This is a genomic window from Erythrobacter sp. JK5, from assembly GCF_018205975.1.
Lineage (GTDB): Bacteria > Pseudomonadota > Alphaproteobacteria > Sphingomonadales > Sphingomonadaceae > Erythrobacter.
The window spans coordinates 3069859-3087591 of record NZ_CP073577.1 but is presented as its reverse complement, the minus strand read 5'-3'; the positions used below and the strand labels follow the sequence as shown (position 1 = coordinate 3087591).

Sequence of the window (17733 nt, the reverse complement as noted above, 5' to 3'; positions counted from 1 at the left end):
GCTGATACGAACGCCGCCAAGGGCCAACCGCACAATCGACGTTGCCAGGGAAAGATCGGCGGCATGACGGGTGACCGCACCTTCCTCGGCCATCCGCGCGGGCTGGTCTATCTCGCCTTTACCGAGATGTGGGAGCGGTTTTCCTACTACGGGATGGTGGCGCTGCTCGTGCTCTACATGGTGCAGGAGCTCTTGCTGCCCGGCCACGTAGAGAACGTCTGGGGCATGGCAGGCCTGCGGGGCGGGCTGGAAGGCGTGTTCGGCCCGCTGTCGAACCAGGCGCTCGCAAGCCAGCTCTTCGGGCTTTACGGCGGCCTCGTCTACCTGACGCCCATTCTCGGCGGCTGGCTGGCGGACCGGTTCTTCGGCACCCGGCCCATGGTGGTGACCGGTATCCTGCTGATGACCGCAGGCCATTTCGCTATGACGTTCGAGGAAACTTTCCTGATCGCTCTTGCGCTCCTCATCTTCGGATCGGGCGCGCTCAAGGGCAACATCGCAGCGCAGGTCGGGCAGCTCTATCCCCGCGATGACGAAGCCCGGCGATCGCGTGGCTACACGATATTCTCGCTCTTCATCAATATCGGCGCATTCGGCGGTCCGCTGGCCTCCGGCGCGCTGGCCCAGGCCTATGGCTGGCATGTCGGGTTTGCGTTCGTCGGCGTGCTGATGCTGATCGCGATCGCGGTCTACATGGCCGGGCGCAGCCATCTGCCTGACGGTCGTCCCGCTCCGCGAGGGCACGGCAAGCGGGCCCCGCTCACCGCTGCCGAGCGGCGCACCCTGATCCTCATGCTTCCTGTCCTGGTTGCGGCGACGCTCGGGCACATCGTCTATTTCCAGAGCGTCAATGTCGCGTTTGTCTGGATCGCGGAGCATGTGGACCTTGCGACCCCGCTCGGGACCATTCCGATTCCATGGTTCGGTTCGGTCGATCCGATGGCCGGGATCCTGTTCATGCCGCTGCTGATCGCGTGGTGGGGTGCCTTGGCCCGTCGCGATCGCGAGCCCGGCGATCTCGGCAAGATCGGCATCGGGATGATGCTGATGGCTTCGGGAATGACCCTGTTCGCGGCGGGAGCGTTTCTGGCCGGAGAAACCGGCAAGGCCAGCATCGCGTGGCCGTTGCTCGGCTATATCTGCACCGGCATCGGTTTCCTCTGGTACTGGCCTGTCACCCTGGCTTTCGTTTCGCGCCGCGCGCCGCAAGCGATAACCGCGCTGGCGATCGGCTTCACTTACGTCACGTTGTTCATCGCGGGCCTGTCGGCGGGGTTTCTCGGCTCGTTCTACGAGCAGGTAACGCCGGATGCCTTCTTCCTCGGGATGGCGGCGATCCCCGCTGCAGGGGCAGCGCTGCTGTTTCTGATCCGCCATCCCCTCACGCGCGCGCTGGACAGGAACCTGGCCGCGCCTGCGCCGATCCCGCCAGCCAAATCGGTAACCGCATGAGCGCCAAGGCCCGCCGCGACCAGCTCGCTTCGGCCTGATCCAAAGCATTCGAACAAGGAACCGGGATGACCAACACCACGCCACAAACTGGCGGCCTGCAAAGAAGGCTTGGCCTGCCATTCGCCATCGCCGTTTGCGTCGGGACCGTCGTGGGCACCGGGATCATGCGTGCGCCGGGCGAAATCGCCAATCTGGTGCCGGACCCGACCATCGTCATGCTGCTGTGGCTGGCGGGCGGCATCTACGTGTTTCTGATGTGCAATGTTGCCGCAGAGATTTCATCGATGATCCCGCGGTCCGGCGGACATTATGTGCCGGTGCGCGAGGGACTCGGGGATTCGATGGGCCTGCTGGTCGGATGGACGTTCTGGATCGCGTTCGTAGCGGTCAACGCCGCAATCTCTCTGGCAGCGGCCGAGTTTCTCGGGACGATCGTGCCGTGGATCGCGGCGAATGTGAAGGTCACCGCCCTGGCGATCATGCTGACCATAACCGCCCTGAACTGGGTCGGCGTCGAAGAAGGGCGCTGGATACAGATTGCCAGCACGGTGCTCAAGGTCCTGCTGTTGCTGGCCGTCGTCGGCGTGGCGCTGGCCATGCCTCCGGGCGACGCCGCTTCGGAGGTAGGAAAAGTCGTCTCCGTCAATGCCGAACCGATCGGGATCCTTACCGTGCTCGTCGGCCTTCAGTTCATTATCGCGGTCTATGACGGTTGGTACACGACGATCTATTTCGCCGGCGAGGACAAGGAGCCGGGCCGCAACATCCCGCGCTCGCTGTTTCAGGCGGCAGTGATCGTCACGCTGATCTATCTGGTGGTGAACTGGGCCCTGATCCGCGCGCTCGATTTCGACGCACTGCGGGTCTCGACCCTGCCCATGGCTGCGGTGATTGAGGCTGCGATCGGGGAACGGGGCGGCGTGTTTGTCGCTCTGCTGGCAACGCTCATGGCGCTGGGCACCCTTAACGGATGTATCATGAGCACACCGCGCATCCTTTACGGGCTGGCCGAGGACGGGCTGTTTCTCAAGTCGGCGCTGACGGTCAATCGCGGCGGCACTCCGACGATCGCACTGGCGGCGGGCACTCTGCTCGCGATACCGCTCATCTTTTCCGGCAGCTACGTGTTCGTGTTCCGGCTGATGGGCGCGCTGACGCTGTTCGGCACCTGTGTCTACGTGCTGTCGTATTTCGCGCTTCGCTACCGCTTCCCTGAACTGCGGCGTCCGTTCAGCGCGCGCGGCCACCCGGTGCTGCCCGCGTTCATCTTGCTGGTGAATGTCGCGCTGGTCGCGGGCTATGTGATTGCAGACCCCTTCAGCGGCCTGGTCATGATGGGTCTGATCGCGATCTGCCTGCCGATCGGTCTGCATCTCGGTCACCAGCGAAGACAGGTTGCGGCGCAATGATCCGGCAGCGAATAGCGCGGCATCTGCGGGAGCAGAACTGGACTGCCGTGGTCGTCGAGTTCGTGATCGTGGTGGTCGGGATCTTTCTCGGGTTGCAGCTGACAGAATGGAACGCGCATCGGCTGGATCGCGCACGCGAGGCCACCTACCTGCTCGGAGTAGCGGGCGACCTGCACGGCGACATCCGCGAGATGGAGGAAATCGAACGCACGGCTGCATCCAGAATGGCTGCGCTCGGGCTGCTGCAGGAAAAGACCGGTGACTGGAAACAACCTGAACTCGATCGAGTGAGATTCTCGCGGGTCCGCCAGATACCCTTCGGCATACACTGAAAACAGTTCGAGTGGAGATGCCGCTGCAGCCCGGCCCCATGCTTCGTGATGTACCTCGCACCAGCTCGAATTGGCCAACCCGCCATCAGCGGGTACGGGCGGTTTGGTCGGCGGCGGCATATGGAACGTCACGGTGATCCGCGCGGTAAACGGGTCCCGCACTTGGAAGTAGCTGAACTCGGGGAGCATCAAGCCGCTGGGATTTTGTATGCGTGTGTCGTGTTCACGGATCGCGAACAGGCGGGTCACTCCCATCGCTGTGCTGCCTTGCCTGGTGAGCACGTATTGATGACGACGTTCGAACCAATTCTGTTCGCCGTCGTTTCAAGACACATTCCGCTGGCGACGTTCCGGATCTGATTGCCATCCTTCCTCCATTCCTGGAACTGTTTGCTGGAGGTGCTGCGGCATGGCGCGATTGTAACCGTGCCGCCGGCCCGGTTTTGCGCAACGTCCAGGCAACGTCCCTTCGCGCCCTTGATAAACCCTCTGTCGATGGTCCAACCTTGAAATTTGTTCGTCGAGGTCGAGGCACAGCGAGCGATCCTTGCGGTGACTCCCCAGATATCCAGGCAGTGCCCGCTGCCAACGTGAGTCAAATGGCCGCCGCCTTGCTGAGCCACGCGCGGTCCGAAGATTTCCGTGCGAGAGCGGTGGATCGAACCCACATCGATTCCCAGCCCGACCCCGGCAGAGACTGCAATTCCGCTAAAGTCGTTCAGAGTTACAGTCGCCGGATTCGGTCCACCGAATTGCCCGTAGTCGAAAACGTAGGCCACACCGCCGCCGATTCCGGCGACACCTGCGTAATTCTGACTCCATTTTTCGCTGATCCCGACTTGCAAGGGGTCCCGGCTCAGGCCCAGAATTATATCCGCTCCGAAACCAAGCCCCACACCCACGCTGTAGTCACCGCTCGCATAGAAGCGCACCTGATCGTGTATCGTGCCGCCCGGCGTTAGCGAGAAAACCAGACCGACTTCACCGCTCACCCCGGCAATAGCCTGGCCCCCCGTGCCCACACCGATTGAAAGCGAACGGAAACTTTGTCCATCCGGTCTGGGCACACTGAGTGAATGCAAGACCGACTGAGTTACACAACCGGAAGTTGCCTCGCTGGCCAAAGCCTGATTGCTCGAATCTACAGCGGCTCGAATTTGTCCGCGGCGCTGCGGTGTATTCAGACAATTCGACAAATTTGTCAGCATTCTCTGATGGTCCTGCGAGGCCTTTATGATCTCCGAGAGCGCGGGCTCTTTCGCTTCGCAGCTGACGAAGAGGACCTCGTAGAGTCCTGGTTCACAAGACGGAAAACGTTCCCACAGAGAACACGGCTTCTCGCCGATTCCGCCGCAGCTGGTGGGCAGTGGTGCGTCGGCTACCCAGTGAAACAAGGTTACCGTACCACCATTGTCGTGCATGTTCATGGAGGTCGTTTTGACGCTTACCGACCGATCCTGGAAATCGAAGGTTACGCGCTGATCTTTCGGCATGGTGACGCAGCTTTGCTGCCCCTTCTGCACGAGCATCTTGATGGCGTTGTCCGAATTGATCCTGCGCCAAAATACGCGTTTGGGTTGCCCGGTCTGGTTCTTGAGGCAGATGCGGGCCAGATCCTTCGGCAAGCTTGTGCGATCGCGATAGTGCACGATCCGGCCGCCGCCTTCGTAATCGATGTTTTGCACTCGATCGGCCATCGCCGGCGTTGAAACATTCAACGCGGCGATACCCAGTGCAGCAATACACATCGCCGACAGTCCCCTGGCCATACCAACTCTCCTCCTCTTGCACCGTGGCGGTGCTCATTCATTGCGAAGAGTCTGCGACAAAAGGGAGCGGCAGGACATGGGTGCTGTACCCCATTTTCGAGGCGATCAGCTTTCGATCAGGTGAATGATTGCGACAGAACCGCGGCCTTTGCGCGAACGGAGTTCGAACCTGTGGCCCAGTTCCCGGCATAGCCGCGCGACGATATCGAGGCCAAGCCCCGAGCCCGGGGACTTCTCACCTTGCACCCCCCTCTGCATGGCGGATTCGACTTCGTCGCTGGAGAGACCTTCACTGCGATCCCACACTTCAATGCGCACCGTGCTGCCGCGACGCCTGGCGGCGAGCAGGACCTTGTCACCCTTTCCGTGCACGATTGCGTTTTCCGTCAGGTTGCCAATTATCCGCATCAGCGAGACGGGGTGGCTCGTTACTTCGAGCTCGGTTGGCCTGATTTTCAGCTCAATGCCGCGAGCCGCCGCTCGCTCAGAGAAGAGCTGGGCAATATTGTTGAACAGGATTTGCAGCGCGAACTTTTCGGGCCGCTGGTTCCCACCCCGCTCTGCTTCCGGCAACGCGGTGGCTTGAACCGTGGTGACATCTTCAAGGTAGGCGACCGCTGCACGCAAATGGCTTTCGTCTTCACCTTCATGACGGCTCAACTTTGCGATCGCGTCGCGCAGGATCAGCAGCGGCTGGCGGATATCGTGCGACATGTCCGAAAGGCGGCGCTGGCCCCGCTCGGCGTGAGAGCGGGCTTCTGCGTAGTTTCGCTGGGCGTCGACAAGCTCTTCACTCAGCTTCAGCCGCTGCTCGGACTCTTCGAGCTTCTGCGCCAGCGCCAGATCCCGCTGAGCCCGGATCGACAAAAAACGTAAGAGTATCGCCAGCGCGAATGCCACGCATTCTCCCAGCAGTGCGACATGACCATAGTCGAGGGTGGCATCCAGATCGAAACGGCCCGGGACGAGATGCGCAACAGTGGCATATGCGAGCGAACTCGCCACCAACAGGGCGCCGAACAGGAATGGCAGCGCGCCGATGCGCCGTTTTCGCCAGGCAACGATCCCCGCAGCGCAAACGGCAAGATTGGCGATCGGAGGAAGCAGGTATGCCGGTATCGTGAACCAATCGTACTCGATAAGCGCAAACGCGAGCACGACGCAGGCTATGGTCAGCCCCAACAAAACCACCAGAATTCGGTCGAAAAGCATGGCGAATTCGTTGAACTGGAACAGCTGCCGACAGAAATTGAGGCCCAGCGCAGTCATCGCCAGCATGGATACGAGATTCATCGGCTCGTTCATCCATGCCCGATCAGGCCACAGGCTCTGCATGGGATAGCCATCGGCAACGAGCACGTAAAACGCGCCGGCACCGATATATCCTGCGAAGGATGCCGCTAGCCTCCAGCCGATCACCGGCAGCATCAATAGCGAGTAGACCACCATTGCAGCGAGCATGCCGTTGAGGAACAGGTCGGTCGTCAGTTCGGCCTGGTGGACGGCGTTGACACCATCGATTGTCCCGACCGCGAGAGGCAGGAAGGTCGTTGTGCTGCTGCGGTATCCGATCAGGAATGTCTTAGATTCGCCTGCTTCGAAACGAACATCGGCGAGCAGGAAACGACTTGGTATGGGTCTATCGGTGAAATCGTCTTCCTGACGATGGCCGAGCAACAGCCAAAGTTCTCCATCTGCCTCGATCTCGAACAGGCGCAGCTCCTCGAAATACTGCCGCTTCATGTCGATACGGTAGATCTGTGGTTTGTCGCCGAGGTTCTTTGCCGAGAATTTCAACCAGATCATGTCTTCGGTGAGGCCAAAATCGACGTAGTCGGAATCGATTGGCTCGAATTCTCCGCCGAGTGCCGCAACCTCGCTGGCGCTTTTACGGCCAGTGCTGTCACGCAGGACTGTCAGGTGAGGCTTTGTGTCGGCATAGAAGATCGCCTCAGGGATAAGTGGCAGAGGCTCCGTTCTTGCATGCGGCACATTCGCAATGGCGAGCACGGACGCAAACACGAAACAGGCGAGCGCCGCTGCTTGCCGAAGCGAGGTCAGCAACGCAGCGTACGGTCGCGGAAATATCTCCGACTCTCGCATCGCTGTATGTTGCTCTCCTGGCGTCACATCGTCGATGGGTGGAGCACCCCATTCCGCAGCAGGCCTCCTACAATTGCTTGTGAGCATCGAGATAACCCTCGCGCAACGCGACGGCGAGCAGTTGGGCTACCGAGTTTACCTCAAGCTTGGCCATCAGGCTGGCCCGGTGCTTCTCTACAGTTTTGACGCTGATCCCCAGGCGGTCTGCTATTTCGACGTTGGACGCTCCAGTCGCCACTAGCGAGAGAACCTCACCTTCCCTTGCCGTCAGACTGCGGCTGCCGAGATTTTCCCGGAGTATTCTTCGCACCTCCTCAGCCGCATACTTGTGGCCTGCAAGGACGATTTCGAAGCAACGTCGAATTTCATCCGCGCTACAGCTCTTGAGCAGGAGGCCGTCGACATCCTGGTCCAGATAGTCAGCCAGCAGATTGTGCGACGTCAGGCCAGTCAACATCACGATCCGCGTATTAGGGCACCAGCGACGGACTTCAGCGAGCACTTCGAAACCCTTGGCCAGCGGCATCGCTTCGTCGAGCACGAGCAAGTCGGGTTGAAACGTGCGCGCTTTCGTGATTGCGTCGAGGCCATCTTCAGCCTCGGCAACGACCGTAGTGTTGGGGATTCGGGAAATGATCTCGGTGCTGGCTTGCCGGATTAACGCGTGATCGTCGGCGACAACCACAGTTCTCGTGCCGCCATTTTTCGGATCCGTTACCAATCTTCAGCCCCCAACGATTGGAGGTAGCCTAAACTCTAGGAGGGACCAGTGCTCACGACCAATACGCCCGGTCAGCAGATAGCTTCGTTCCTGACTTGGTTGTGGTGGTCGTCCAAGTCGTTACGGGGCCGGAAAAGTCCTTTCTGGCCGCTGATAAGATCTGCCGGGTAAGCTGAAACATCGCCAGCAAGACGCGAGTCGAAACCCGGCGGCTCCAGAAAACTTCCTCAGACAAACGAAATATCGGGACAGGTGACGGACAGCTTGCTCTCGTCAGCCCCGGCTACCCGCGACTCTGCCGTATGGAAGGCATCCAAGAGATGATGTCTTTCGAGCTTTGCAGGCCCTTTGGAGTCTATGGAATCAGAGGTCCGCCAAAAGGTCCGCAGAAATCATTGGTCGGGAGGTCTTGGGATCATCCAAGACTCGGCGATTTGAACCGAGAAAAGAACGAGTTGGAACGAGAAAGACGAGCAGAGACAATTACTTGAAGTCCTCACGAGGGACTCACGTAACTCAATTTTTTGCGTTATATTTCAATGGCGTAAAGCTCTGGTGCCCAGAAGAAGCATCGCACTGACGGCGTAAAAAATTGATTTTGTTTGTTTAATTTCCGCGACTCTCACAGCGGGCCCGCAATTGAGCCCTCAAATGGCGGCTACTGCATTGGTTTGATGCCTTTTTTGGGACTCAAGAGTCGATTCTAAGGCTTCCATAATGGACTGTGAAAAACGTCCGATTGGCGCCCTAGTCCGAGACGTAGCCATCCGAGATATTAATTCCTGAAAGCGGACGTTCTCTGCGGCCATTCCGGCCGACGAAAACCAAGTTCGCACACTCGCAACTTGAGCTGTGTGTGATCGACCGAGTTCGTTGGAATCTGCAGACGAACGTCGGACCGATGCCTCCCCTCGCTTAGAATTGGCGATGCTATCGAGTGAGACGATATACGTTCCGATTGATGAATTCAGAACCTTCGAACCGAACGTCCTTGCGAATGCTGAACCGGTTCGCACCTATCTCATATGTCATGCGAACATCAGCCGCACGGTTGTCATCGCGGCCTTTGCCTTCCGACACCAAGATCAGCGAGCCGTCCGCGTTCGTGATGCGCTGCGTGATCGTGTTGCCATTGATCTGCCTGCCATCTCGCGAAATGCGTAGTGTATCCCGCGCGTTCATATGTGTTTCGCCGGGATAGATGACACGATAGCGCAGCGACCTTTTTCCCATATCGCGTGCCACCATCCGCACCGGTATGATTGAGCGCCCTGTGCTGCCATAATTGAGATACTCAAGCTCGCCAGACCATTCCTCTCCGAGCATCGCGGAAAAATCGGTGATGCTTGCAAGCGGTGCTTCGTTGCGCGGCTGATCGCTGGGTGCAGCTTCGCTCACCAGAGCTTTCGCTGTGGCTAGCGCAGGATCATTTCCACGGCGAAAATCCTCGACCGTCATGCTGACGCCAATATCTGGCGAGAGGCCGAGGCCCGGCTCAAAGCTGCTCACATTGTTCCTGTAACGAAACACAGGGATGCGTGTGCGGATACCGCTTTCCGGCAAAGTTAGCGTCAGCAATAAACCCGCAGTCGGCCCTTCAGCGCTTCCCCCGGTTGGTTCTCCTATCAGGGTAGTGCGCTCCTGCTCGCCCAAAATTGCCAACAGATTTGTGCTGCCGGAGGAATTGCTATTGCTGGTCAGCACCAGCAATCGCCCGCGAAAAGCTTCATCAGCAGGCACGATCACGGCGGTGTCATCGGCGATACCATCGCGCAATGTGTAAGTGCCATCATCATTAGCGATGAAGCCGCGCGGATCAGGATCAAGCGCGCGCGTATCCCATGTGGTCAAATGTTCTTTTAGACCCGTCAGGTCGAGCGTTGCGGTCGTCATTGAGAGCTTTAGCTGCATCGCCTCCTCGATCAGATACGATGCCAGCGCCTGCGATGCGTCCGTGGAGCCGCCTCCATTCTTGCGAAGATCCAATATTAGAGTACTGCGTTTCTCAGCGAGCATTGTCTCAAAGATCGGAGACAGTACGTCATGCGGATCAACGGGATTGCGGTAGTTTACGAAGCTATCGACGGCGAGATAGCCTGTGTCATCGCCAACGCGCTCAAAATGAACGGCATCGCTAAAGCTCGCCGGCGTGCCTTGCTGGCGCCCCAGATCGGTCCAGTCCTCAAAGGAAATGCGCGGCGCCATAACCGTGCGCTCATCACCCTCGGCATTGCGGATGGTGAGATTTGCGACTGCCGGAGTGTCACGCAGCAGCATGCCGAAGTGATCGACCGCTCCGCCCATAAATTCGAGCGATTGAGCGATGCCAGAAACCCGCGCCCAGTCAGTGTATCCATCGACCGGCACATAAGGTGCGACGCTTGCGACGACCTCTTCAAGCGGGCGTCCATCAATCGCGATAACCTCGTCGCCGCGGTTGAGGCCAGTGTCAGTCGCAGCCAATTCAATAAGCGCGCGCCCCTCAATGAGCTGCCACAGGAACGGCAAATAGAGCGGCTTGCCCTGGCGCGCATCGCGCATCGCTTGGGGCAGTTCCGCTTTGGTGTGGTCGCACCGGATAGTGGTCAGGGCTAGCTCTACCGCGAGATAGAAATCGCCAAGCTTCATTCCGCCTTGTGCCCGTGCGCGCTGCTCAATCGCAGCCCACGCGTCGCGCATTTCGGCATCGCTGGCATAGCGCGTGTAGCCGGGATGGACCCGCGAATAGGCTTCCTGCGCGAGTGACAAGTCGGCCTCGATTTGGGTGGTTGTGAGCCACTGGTCGGCAGGATTTTCCTGAGCGAGCAGTGGGCTAGTGGTCAGGGCAGCGGAAGGTATGGTCGCTGCCGCAACTGCAGTCATAATTCCGCGCATGAGAGAGGCTGGTTTCATCGGTGTTCTCCTTCACCGCCACCGACTAGCCACGCTGCAATGAGCTGCGCTGCAATAAGAGAAATCTCTATAGATTTTTGTGAATTGAGACGCCTTACTTTGCTTGCCGCGTCGCCCGATACTCACTCGGACTAATACCCGTTTGCAGTTTGAACGCACGGTTGAAACTCGCTTTGGAGCCGAACCCGGTCGACAGGGCAATTTCGATCATCGACTTGTCGCCTACCTCAATCAGCACCTTAGCGTGCTCAATTCTGAGGCCATTGATGAAGCCACTGAAATTCTGTTCCAATCCCTGATTGATGGCCCGCGAAACATAAGCCTGGTTCATTCCGAAACGGCGCGCGAGCACTTGGAGTGACAAGCCCGCTTCCAAATGCCATTTATGCTCAAGCACTTGAGCTTTGAGCCGCGTTCCCTCTAGCACCCAATCACGCGCGGCAGGCTCGCTAGGTTTCCGATCTTCGCTCTCACCTTCGCTTTTCATCTTGGGGAAAGGATGGTCGATCCCTGCTAACGCCTCCAGCACGATCACGAAGATCGCGAACAGGGCGATAAACTCCCAAAGGAAGACATCGAAATAGTCCGCATCCAATATTCGCGATAATACGCTTTCGATCACCCAGAACACGCCGACTATCGCAGCCAATACCACTAAATGCGTGAGCCAGACTGGGCTGAAGCGTTCATCGTCGGAATGATGGTCTTTGAGCCATTGCAGATAGCGCGTGCGCAGCCGCCAGACATAAATCAGGCACCCCGCCGCCAATATCCACGAACCGATGATCGCAACGGGCAAAATATAGGGCTCGTGCACGGCGTTATTAAACGCCCACTTTTGGCGATAATCGCCAAGCATGGTGAACGCCCAAAGCTGATAGAGCCAATAGGTAATGCCGGGTGCAAACAGCCACCAAAGTCGCCGATCAGCACTGTCCAGCATAAGTGCACGTGCGTGAAGTGCGATCGCCGGACCAAAGAAAAGCGCTGTCTGCGCGGGCAGAAATGTCAGACCCGGCCAAATATCATAAGCGCCCGCGAAACCGATCAAGAGAGGGATCGCCGAGACATTCGCAGCGATAACAAAGACCGCGAGCCAGCCGATTGCGCGGCTTTCAATGCCGCGCCGCGCCAGATAGATCAGCGCAGTCATTGAGCAGGCTATGGTGAGTCCAACCAGCGCTGAGCGCCAATTCATTATGAGGTGTTCAAGTCCATCCATATCTTCGCGCCCAATGCCTGCCTGAGGGTTGCATGGAGCGCTAGGGAGAAAGAGCATTTGAGGCGTCTCAGATTCGATAAAGCCTCGCGCCGGACCAGACTTTTTTGTCGAATGCGACTTAGCGGAACGTCTGTTCAGCTGATTAAGCCTACCAAGAGCAGATCGACGGCTATCGGCCCATTAGTGGCCTAAGCTCGACAACAGTCCGCCTATTGCATTAATGTCCTGAAGCGAGGGAGCCGCGAAACCAACGACCAATCCGGAATCGGATCCTTTTTGGTCGAAGGCGTACCGATCGATCGTCGGAACAAGTATACCGCGCTTGGCAAGATCGACAGACAGTTGGTGTGCTGACATGCCTTCTGGCAGCTGGACATGCGCGTTCAGGCCGGAATCAATCCCTGAAATGGTGTACCCTTGCCCTGCGGACACCAAGCTGGCGACCAGGGCTCCTCGCTTTTCTCGATAGATCCGCCGCATGCGCAGGATATGCCGCTCGTAGTGGCTTCCGTCGACAAAGCGGAGTAGCGCAGACTGGATAATCGCGTTCGGTGCATATTCGGAGAAGCTGCGCAGCCGGCCCATGGCTTCGATTAATTGCTCTGTTCCGACCGCAAACCCGATCCTCAAGCCTGGAAACATCGTTTTCGAAAATGTGCCGACATACAGCACCTGACTTCCTCCCAATGCAGCCAGGGGGCTGAGCGGGGGAACATCGTAGCGAAACTCGCCGTCGTAATCGTCTTCGACAATCAGAACGTCATTGCGCCTGGCCCATTCGATCAGATCCATGCGCCGCGACAGCGACAGCCTGCCCCCGACCGGGAACTGGTGCGAGGGTGTCACGCAGACAATGCGGACCTTCTCCGCCCGCTGGGGTAGGAGATCGACACGAAGTCCATCGTCATCCACCACCACCGGTATTATTCGTGCGCCAGCGTTTGCGAAAACCTGCCGCGCAAGGGGGTAGCCGGGATTTTCGACCACGACTTCTGCGTCTGTGTCCAGATACAAGCGGGCAGCAAGATGCATGGCATTCACCGCACCATTGGTGATGATCATCTGCGCTGGAGTGACGATCAGGCCTCTCGATCGGCGCAAATAGTCGCAAATCGCGGCCCGAAGCCCTTCGTCGCCAAGAGGAGAACCATAGTCGGACGAAGGTTGCTGACTTCCGGCCAGTGCGACGCAGCGCTTCCAGACTTGCATCGGAAAAGCCTCAAGCGACGGGCGACAGGGCCGGAAATCGAACCGGCAATTGCGCAACTCGTCGACATCAGGCTCATCTGGCGAGAAGTGAATTGGGGGCGTTGCAGCATGGGATTCGATCTCTACTCGGTTGAGTGCAACAGCAGCCTCGGCGACGAACACGCCGGCCCCGACCTTCGTCTCGAGAATGCCCTCTGCAACCAGTGTATCGATTGCAGTAATGACCGTTCCGCGTGCGATCCCAAGTTCGCCCGCAATGACCCGGCTTGCGGGTATCCTGTCACCCACCACGAGTTCGCCGCGTGCCACCGCATCGCGAATCCGTTGGGTTAACGCCTGCGCGATTCCTCCTTCTCTGGGCAAAGCAGCGCCTGTCGACAGACCTGCGATGACGGAAAGGTTCTCCATTAAGTGGTCCACTTCGAATCGTAAAAAGTGGCTCAAGTAGTATGCCAATAATCGCGATAGGCAATGGTCTCTTCGCGGAAGGCAGACGATGAACGAACAACAGATACGATCCGTAATGGCTCGCCTGAGCGAGGCTTGGGCGGATGGAGATGCCGATGGCGTGGCTCGTTGTTTCGCTGCGGACGGGCGTTATCTGAGCTCGATCGGTCCTAACCCGGGAGGGCGCGCAATCGGGCGCGAGGCGATCAAAGGACTCGTTTGCTCGATGTTGCGCACGGACGACACCGTTCAATCGACCATCAGCGACCTGACCATCTTCGGATCAAGCGCGGTTTGGAAATGGCGCTACGACCATTCCGACGGACGCATGTCGCTAGGCTGTGATCTCTTCGAGTTCGCTGACGGTCTGATCGTATCCAAAGACGCCTACCGCAAACAGCTGAACTGAGAGAGGCAGACTGAAAGATGAAGCTCTATATCGGGAACAAGAATTACTCCTCGTGGTCGCTGCGTGTATGGCTGACTATGAAAGTGAAGGGCATCGATTTCGAAGAGGACCTGCGGGCCTTCGACGTTGAGAACGAGTACGCCGACTTCTTCGAGTTTGCGCCCCACGGCAAGGTTCCGGTCCTCACCCACAATGGTCTTACGGTGTGGGAAACGCTGGCCATTCTCGAATATCTTGCGGAACAATTCCCGGAGGCAAGGCTTTGGCCCGCCGATCGGAGCGCCCGGGCAGAGGCGCGTTGCATCGCCAACGAGATGCACGCGGGCTTCATGGCGCTTCGCGCTGCCTGTCCAATGAACATGCGGCGGCGAGTAGAAGCGGTCCCGACAGATCGTCATGTTCGCAAGGACGTTGCCAGAATTGAGTCGATCTGGAGCGGTTGTCTGGACCGCTTCGGCGGCCCGTTTCTGTTCGGCAAGGATTTCACGATAGCCGACGGGATGTTTGCGCCGATCGTCAACAGGCTCGCCATTTACGAGCTGTCGGAACATCACGCGGTTCGCGCATACAGCGAGACGATCACGGGGCTTGAACCATGGAAGGCGTGGGAGGCTGCATCCCGGCAAGAGCCGTGGGTGGTGGACATCGACGAGGTCTATGCGTGAACGCTTGTCTGCCTTTATCTGGCGCGCGCGATTTCGACTTCCTTCATGGCAAGTGGCGGGTGCGCCACCGGACACTGCGCGAACGGCTGGCAGGCTCTACGCAATGGGAGGAAGCGATAGGTGTCGATATCGTCCGTCCTGCCTTTGCGGGCTTTGGCAACATCGGGCGCTTCGTACGCCTTGTGGATGATCGCCTGTTCGAAGGCGCTCCCATACGCCTGTTTGATCCACGCATCGATCGATGGCGGATCTACTGGCTCGATACAGCTGACCAGCGGATGGAGCCGCCGGTCATCGGAGGATTTGCCGATGGCGTGGCAGAATTCCTTGGCGACGACATGCTTAGAGGACGGCCTATCAAAGTGCGCTTCCGCTGGACGGATGTCACCCCTGCTCATGCCCGGTGGGAGCAGTCATTCTCGTCAGACAATGGGAAAACCTGGGAACTGAACTCGATCATGGAATTCGACCGGGACGAACGAGTGCCGGACGAGCCGACCATAGATTACTTGCAAGGACTCCAGCCGTGAAAAGCATTTACAGCCGACCCATACGGATTCTGGCCGCTGCCGCCGTTACAGGCATCGCAATCGCTGGAGGCCAGGTTCCCAAGGCCTTCGCGCAGGATACGGTGCAAGAGTCCGGTTCCGCCGTCGATGAGGCCCCGGTAACAAGACTTCGCTCCCTTGCGGACCGCCACGTAGCGATCATACTGGGTGCCTCGCCTGAATGGGCGACGCAACTTGGCGTCGATGAGGAAGTTGCAGGAGAAGGCTTTGCTGCCCGGCTGAGCAGCTATTCGCCGAAAGACAACGACCGGCTGGGCCGCGACGTCGAAGCTATGCTGGCTGAGCTGCGGACAATTGATCGCGATAGCCTGACGGCAAGCGACCGCGTTACCTATGATGTCATGCTCAACGCTTACGAACTGGCGGCGCAGCAAAACAAATTCGGCGTCGGCCTGCCTTCGATGCTGTCGGCAGGCGCACCCTATGCGGTCAACCAGCTGTTCGGCCCTCAGGTTGATCTTCCTCGACTGTTGATCGCACAACATCCGCTGAACAACAGGAAGGATGCGCAAGACTGGCTGGCGCGTTTGAGTGAGATCGATCGCGTTCTGGATGAGTTGGCGGATGCGGCCCAGGAGGATGCGCAAAAGGGCGTGGTCCCGCCCTACTTTGCGCTCGAAGCGATAGCGGCATCTGCACGCAGTTTTGCCGCTGGCAGCGCACTCGAAAGCCCACTCATGAACAGCTTTTCGAGCAGATTGGCGACCATTGATGACCTGACCGAAGTCGAACGGGCGCGGTACGAAGCGCAAGCAGCACAATTGCTTGGAACGGAGGTGTTTCCGGCTTACATCCGGTTCGGTGATCGGATCGCACAGCTGGTCCCCGAAGCCGGTTCGGATGCCGGACTTTGGCGCCTGCCACGGGGTGAGGCGATGTATCGGGTTGCCATCGAAGCCTGGGGCGCGAATGGGCTGTCTCCTGATGAAATCCACGAGATTGGCGTAGCCGATGTCGCTCGAATCCAGCGCCAGATGGACGAGATACTTCGCGAGGTCGGCTACACAGAAGGCACCGTGGGCGAACGTATGACGCAGCTTGCGCGTGATCCCGCCTACCTGATCGAAGATACCGATGAGGCCAAAGCAACTCTGATCGGCGAGCTGCAGCGCGATGTCGATCGAGTCATGGCGCTCTCGCCCAACTGGTTTAAGCGCGTGCCCCAACAGCAGGTTGAGGTGCGCAGGATACCCAGTCACGAACAGGATGCATCATCAGGTGGATACTACACCCCACCGCCGCTCGACGGTTCGCGACCGGGCATTTTCTGGATCAACATGAAGAGTGCGGCCGATATTCCGACCTACACACTCCGCTCGCTGGTGTTCCACGAGGCTGTGCCGGGCCATCACTTCCAGGCATCGGCAGCACTGTCGATTGAAGGCCTGCCGTTGCTCCAGAACATGATGTGGTTCGGTGACTATGGCGAAGGTTGGGCGCTTTACGCCGAGGAACTGGCCAAGGAGATGGGGCTGTATGAGGGCGACCGATTGGGTGACCTCGGACGGCTCAGGATGGAAAACTACCGGGCCGCGCGGCTGGTGGTCGACACCGGAATTCATCACAAACGCTGGAGCCGCGAGGAGGCCATCGATTACATGGTCGGCGTCACCGGTGAAAGCCGTGAATCGATCCAGCGAGAGATCGATCGCTATGCTGTCTGGCCCGGTCAGGCTGCTTCCTACAAGCTTGGGATGATCCAGTTCCAGAGGCTGCGCGCGCGGGCCGAAAGCGAGCTCGGCGACAAGTTCGACATTCGCGAATTTCATGATCTGGTTCTGCGTGAGGGTCCGATGCCGATGGCGGTGCTCGCGCGGCGAGTGGAGGCCTGGATCAATGAACAGAAAGGACAATAGCATGAAGGCCGCAATCGTTCTTATCGTCAGCCTCGCGTCGGCTAGCAGCTCCGTCTCCGACCGATCAGCGCTCCCTTTCTTGCCGGAGGCCTGCGAGGTCTCGCTTGCCTTGAGCGCGGCCCCGGAATGGCTGCGCGAGGATGCCGGAGTCTACGTGCTGGGACGGGACGGTTTCAGGCTCGAGCGAGAGAGCAGCAACAAGTTCACATGCATCGTCAACCGTGACCATCCGCGGGTTTTGAAGCCGACCTGTTTTGACGCTGAAGGGACGACAACCATCATCCCGAAGATTGTCCATTTCGGAAACCGCCTTGCCCAAGGCGAGCCCGTCGATGCGGTGGCTGCGGATGTGTCGCAGAGGTTCGATAGTGGCCAGTTCATTTCCCCGCGCCGACCTGGCGTGGCCTATATGCTTTCGCGCTACAACCGACCGGTCAATTGGCAGACGGGAGAACTCGGCTTCTTTCCGCCGCATGTGATGTTCTACGCCCCTGACCTGACCAATGAGGATATCGGACACGATATGTCCCGCCATGATCCCGCGCGACCGTTGCCGATGATCGCCTATGGCGGACCGCAGGGCTACATGCTGATGATCAGCGACGATGGCACGCCGCGATCCCGCGTTGACCTCGACACCTCATGCCCCGACTGGATCTGGGATGAGGGCGATTGAGA

The 17733-nt window shown here is 58.8% G+C and carries 14 protein-coding genes; 7 read left to right on the top strand and 7 right to left on the bottom strand.

Annotated elements, in window-relative coordinates; translation table 11 throughout:
• The first annotated feature begins 63 nt into the window (after positions 1-63).
• Entirely contained in the window at positions 64-1452 is a 1389-nt protein-coding gene (locus KDC96_RS15055; RefSeq protein ID WP_212449214.1) for a peptide MFS transporter, read from the top strand.
• A gap of 65 nt (positions 1453-1517) precedes the next feature.
• The gene (locus KDC96_RS15050; protein ID WP_212449213.1) at positions 1518-2861 is read left to right on the top strand and encodes an APC family permease; all 1344 of its coding nucleotides are present in this window, start codon (positions 1518-1520) and stop codon (positions 2859-2861) included.
• Here KDC96_RS15050 and KDC96_RS15045 read toward each other — a convergent pair.
• From KDC96_RS15045 to KDC96_RS15015, 7 genes are all read right to left on the bottom strand, one after another.
• Positions 2831-3442 (bottom strand): hypothetical protein, encoded by a 612-nt coding sequence (locus KDC96_RS15045; protein ID WP_212449212.1) that lies wholly within the window; start codon positions 3440-3442, stop codon positions 2831-2833. The genes KDC96_RS15050 and KDC96_RS15045 overlap by 31 nt on opposite strands.
• Positions 3439-4962 carry an RICIN domain-containing protein gene (locus tag KDC96_RS15040; protein ID WP_212449211.1) on the bottom strand — a complete coding sequence of 508 codons (1524 nt, stop codon included), beginning with the start codon at positions 4960-4962 and terminating at the stop codon, positions 3439-3441. Before KDC96_RS15040 ends, KDC96_RS15045 begins: the two co-directional genes overlap by 4 nt.
• A gap of 105 nt (positions 4963-5067) precedes the next feature.
• Positions 5068-7026: a sensor histidine kinase gene (locus KDC96_RS15035; protein ID WP_212449209.1), complete on the bottom strand. Its 1959-nt coding sequence runs from the start codon at positions 7024-7026 to the stop codon at positions 5068-5070.
• Positions 7027-7132: 106 nt separating this feature from the next.
• Positions 7133-7750, bottom strand: coding sequence for a response regulator transcription factor (locus KDC96_RS15030; RefSeq protein ID WP_212449207.1), 618 nt, complete (start codon positions 7748-7750; stop codon positions 7133-7135).
• A gap of 966 nt (positions 7751-8716) precedes the next feature.
• Complete coding sequence (locus tag KDC96_RS15025; protein WP_212449205.1) at positions 8717-10678, bottom strand: S41 family peptidase; 1962 nt, start codon at positions 10676-10678, stop codon at positions 8717-8719.
• A 94-nt stretch (positions 10679-10772) separates the two neighbouring features.
• Positions 10773-11831, bottom strand: a complete 1059-nt coding sequence (locus KDC96_RS15020; RefSeq protein WP_212449203.1) for an AraC family transcriptional regulator — start codon at positions 11829-11831, stop codon at positions 10773-10775.
• A gap of 249 nt (positions 11832-12080) precedes the next feature.
• The gene (locus tag KDC96_RS15015; RefSeq protein WP_212449201.1) at positions 12081-13517 is read right to left on the bottom strand and encodes a PLP-dependent aminotransferase family protein; all 1437 of its coding nucleotides are present in this window, start codon (positions 13515-13517) and stop codon (positions 12081-12083) included.
• Between the two features lie 88 nt (positions 13518-13605).
• Here KDC96_RS15015 and KDC96_RS15010 point away from each other — a divergent pair, with 88 nt between their 5' ends.
• From KDC96_RS15010 to KDC96_RS14990, 5 genes are read left to right on the top strand one after another with little or no spacing between them, the layout of a single operon-like run.
• Entirely contained in the window at positions 13606-13965 is a 360-nt protein-coding gene (locus KDC96_RS15010) for a nuclear transport factor 2 family protein (protein ID WP_212449199.1), read from the top strand.
• Between the two features lie 17 nt (positions 13966-13982).
• Positions 13983-14630 (top strand): glutathione S-transferase family protein, encoded by a 648-nt coding sequence (locus tag KDC96_RS15005; protein WP_212449197.1) that lies wholly within the window; start codon positions 13983-13985, stop codon positions 14628-14630.
• Positions 14627-15160, top strand: a complete 534-nt coding sequence (locus KDC96_RS15000) for a DUF1579 domain-containing protein (protein WP_212449195.1) — start codon at positions 14627-14629, stop codon at positions 15158-15160. The genes KDC96_RS15005 and KDC96_RS15000 overlap by 4 nt, the downstream gene beginning before the upstream one ends.
• Positions 15157-17055 carry a DUF885 family protein gene (locus tag KDC96_RS14995; RefSeq protein ID WP_212449193.1) on the top strand — a complete coding sequence of 633 codons (1899 nt, stop codon included), beginning with the start codon at positions 15157-15159 and terminating at the stop codon, positions 17053-17055. The genes KDC96_RS15000 and KDC96_RS14995 overlap by 4 nt, the downstream gene beginning before the upstream one ends.
• Before the next feature lies 1 nt (position 17056).
• Positions 17057-17731: a hypothetical protein gene (locus tag KDC96_RS14990; protein ID WP_212449191.1), complete on the top strand. Its 675-nt coding sequence runs from the start codon at positions 17057-17059 to the stop codon at positions 17729-17731.
• Positions 17732-17733 lie beyond the last annotated feature (2 nt).